Source organism: Bradyrhizobium genomosp. III, from assembly GCF_000261705.1.
Taxonomy (GTDB): domain Bacteria; phylum Pseudomonadota; class Alphaproteobacteria; order Rhizobiales; family Xanthobacteraceae; genus Bradyrhizobium; species Bradyrhizobium ottawaense.
Window position 1 is genome coordinate 1 of the sequence record NZ_AJQF01000073.1, and the last position, 3608, is coordinate 3608.

Here is a 3608-nt window from a genome sequence, read left to right on the forward strand (position 1 = left end):
TGCCGGGACTGCCGCATTTCGCGACCATCGAGGAGCTGCTGGAAAAGGGACCGCCGATCGATGCGGTCTCGCTCTGCACACCGCCGCAGGTGCGTCGCGCGCAGGCTGCCGCGGCGCTCGCCGCCGGCAAGCATGTCATGCTGGAGAAGCCGCCGGGCATCGGTGTCGCCGAGCTCGATCCGCTTGTAGCGATGGCGGCGGAGGCAAAGCGCACGCTGTTTGCGACCTGGCATTCGCGCCATGCGCCGGCGGTCGAGCCCGCGCGGCAATGGCTCGCTGAGCGACGCATCAAGTCGGTGCACGTCAGCTGGAAGGAGGATGTTCGCGTCTGGCATCCCGGTCAGGGCTGGATCTGGGAACCAGGCGGCCTCGGCGTGTTCGATCCCGGCATCAACGGGCTGTCGATCCTGACCAAAATCCTGCCGAAGCCCGTGTTCGTCACCGCGGCCGAGTTGGCGTTTCCCGCCAATTGCCAGGCACCGATTGCGGCGAACCTGACGCTGACGGACATCGACGGCCTTGCTGTGATCGCCGAGTTCGATTTCCGCCAGACCGGACCGCAGAGCTGGGATATCCTCGTCGATACCGACCAGGGCCGGATGACTTTGTCCAGCGGTGGCGCACGGTTGGAGGTCGACGGCAAGGTGCTTGCCGAGGCGCCCGATGAGGAATATCGCGGGCTCTACCGGCGCTTCGTCGAGCTCGCGGCGACCGGCGCAAGCGACGTCGATCTGACGCCGCTTCGCCTCGTTGCCGACGCCTTCCTGCTCGGCAGGCGCACCGTCGTCGAACCGTTTGTGGATTAGACATGGCCGCATCAAAAATCACAAAAGACATCTTCGGCACACTGCCTGACGGTCGCAAGGTCGAGCGCATCGTGCTGCGCGGCGAGGGCGACTTCGAGGCGCGCATCATCACCCACGGCGCGGTGATCCAGGCGCTGATTGCGCCGGATGCGAAGGGCGGTCATGACGACGTCGTGCTCGGCCATGACGCGTTCGCCGGCTATCTCGCGGAGCGAAAGTTCCTTGGGGCCACCGTCGGCCGCTATGCCAACCGCATTGCCAAGGGGCAGTTCTCGCTCGACGGCGAGACGGTGCAACTTCCCGTCAACAACGGGCCGAACGCGCTGCACGGCGGCCTCGATGGATTCGACCGCAAGCTCTGGCAGATTGCGGAGATCGACGACGGCGCCGAGCCCGCGGTGACGCTGACCTATGTCAGTCCGCATGGCGAGGAGAATTATCCCGGCCAGCTCGATGTCCGCCTGACCTATCGCGTCACCGGCCCGACCGAATTGTCGTTGAGCATGGAGGCGCGGACCGACCGTCCCACCATCGTCAACCTGACCAACCACAGCTTCTTCAATCTGGAAGGCGCAACGTCAGGCACGCCCATTCTCGATCACAGGCTGACGGTTGCCGCCGAACATTTCCTCGCCATCGATCCCACCGCCATTCCGCTGCCCGGACCGCCGCGCGCGGTGGCCGGCACGCCGTTCGACTTCCGGGAGCCTCGGCAGGTTGGCGAGCGCATCCGGCAGAGCGATGAGCAATTGCAGAGCGGCAGGGGTTACGACCACACCTACTGCCTCGCGCGCGACGGCAAGCTCGCACTTGCTGCCCGGCTGGAGGCACCGCGCTCGGGGCGCGTCATGGAGCTGTTCACCGATCAGCCCGGCGTTCAGGTTTATTCCGGCAACTATCTCGATGGCACGATTTCGGGGAAGGGCGGCAAGCTGATCCGGCAATCGGATGCCATGTGCCTGGAGCCGCACATCTGGCCTGACGCGCCGAACCGGCCGGATTTCCCGAGCCCGCGCCTCGATCCCGGCGGAGCCTATCGGCACCACACGGTCTATCGCTTCGGTGTGAGGACGTCATGATGGAACAGGTGCCGACATCAGTTCTCTCGGACGATCCCTGCCATCTCGGCGAGGGCCCGACCTATGACGTGACCACCGATACGGCGTGGTGGTTCGACATCCGCGAAGGACGGCTGTTCGAGGCGCAACTCGGCAGCGGCAGCATCCGCGTCCATGCGCTCGGCCGGATGGCCAGCGCGCTCGGGCGCATCGATGCCGAGCGCCAGTTGATCGTCGCCGAGGACGGTCTGTATATCCGCAAGCTTGCCGACGGCGCCATGACGCTGTTCTGTCCGCTCGAGGCGGACAATCCTGCCACGCGCTCCAATGATTGCCGTGTGCACCAGTCCGGCACGTTCTGGATCGGCACCATGGGCAAGAAGGCCGAGCCGAAGGCGGGGGCGATCTACGCGCTCCATCGCGGCAAGATCTCGACGCTGTTTCCCGGCATCAGCATTCCCAATTCGATTTGCTTCTCGCCGGATGGCGCCATTGGCTATTTCACCGACACTGCGCGTGCCGTGCTCTACGCAGTCCCGCTCAATCCCGCGACCGGCCTGCCGCGCGGCGAGCCGGAGGTGCTGCTGCGCCACACCGGCATCGGCGGCCTCGATGGCTCGGTGTGCGATGCCGACGGAAACATCTGGAATGCCTGCTGGGGCGCGAGCCGTATCGATGTCTATTCCCCGCAAGGCGAGCGTCTGCGCTCACTGAGCGTGCCGGCGAAGCAGGCGAGCTGTCCCGCCTTCGTCGGTTCCGATCTGTCGCGCCTCCTTGTCACGTCAGCGTGGCAGGATATGGACGCGGCAGGGCGCGCCGCCGATCCGCAAGCCGGTTGCACGTTTCTATTGGAGGCGTCCGCGCGCGGTCGCGCGGAGCCCGACGTCAAGCTCGCATAGGAGACCGGAGGCAGCCCACGACGACGTTCTCGACGAAATAAAGAAACAGTCTGACACCCAAGGGAGTAAAACATGCTGAAACTGAAGACGACATTCCTCGCACTGGCGCTGGCCGGCGCTGCGACGATGGCCACAGGCCTCACCGCCTCCGCCCAGGACAAGGCGACCGTCGGCATCGCGATGCCGACCAAATCGTCGGCGCGCTGGATCGACGACGGCAACAACATGGTCAAGGTGCTGAAGGAGCGCGGCTACAACACCGACTTGCAATATGCCGAGGACGATATCCCGAACCAGCTCTCGCAGGTCGAGAACATGGTGACCAAGGGCGCGAAAGCCCTGGTGATCGCCGCGATCGACGGCACCACGCTGTCCGACGTGCTCAAGCAGGCCAAGGCCAAAGGCATCACCGTGATCGCCTATGACCGCCTGATCCGCGGCACGCCGAACGTCGACTATTACGCGACCTTCGACAATTTCCAGGTCGGCGTGCTCCAGGCGCAGTCGATCGAGCAGGGGCTCGGGCTGAAGGACGGCAAGGGCCCGTTCAACATCGAGCTGTTCGGCGGCTCGCCCGACGACAACAACGCCTACTTCTTCTACAACGGCGCGATGAGCGTGCTGAAGCCCTATATCGACAGCGGCAAGCTCGTCGTCGCCTCGGGCCAGATGGGCATGGACAAGGTCGCGACGCTCCGCTGGGACGGCGCCACTGCCCAGGCCCGCATGGACAATCTGCTCAGCGCCTACTACGGCAACAAGAAGATCAACGCCGTGCTCTCGCCCTATGACGGCATCTCGATCGGCATCATCTCCTCGCTGAAGGGCGTCGGCTACGGCAGGGG

The 3608-nt window shown here is 65.1% G+C and carries 4 protein-coding genes; all 4 read left to right on the top strand.

What is annotated here, in order from left to right:
- A partial coding sequence (locus tag IC66_RS0107145; RefSeq protein ID WP_038947153.1) for a Gfo/Idh/MocA family protein occupies window positions 1–806 on the top strand: 806 nt, incomplete at its 5' end.
- A 2-nt stretch (window positions 807–808) separates the two neighbouring features.
- Window positions 809–1885 carry an aldose epimerase family protein gene (locus IC66_RS0107150; protein ID WP_028142397.1) on the top strand — a complete coding sequence of 359 codons (1077 nt, stop codon included), beginning with the start codon at window positions 809–811 and terminating at the stop codon, window positions 1883–1885.
- Window positions 1885–2763, top strand: coding sequence for an SMP-30/gluconolactonase/LRE family protein (locus IC66_RS0107155; protein WP_028142398.1), 879 nt, complete (start codon window positions 1885–1887; stop codon window positions 2761–2763). The genes IC66_RS0107150 and IC66_RS0107155 overlap by 1 nt, the downstream gene beginning before the upstream one ends.
- A gap of 72 nt (window positions 2764–2835) precedes the next feature.
- The coding region (locus tag IC66_RS0107160) for a substrate-binding domain-containing protein (protein WP_038947154.1) at window positions 2836–3608 on the top strand (773 nt) is incomplete at its 3' end.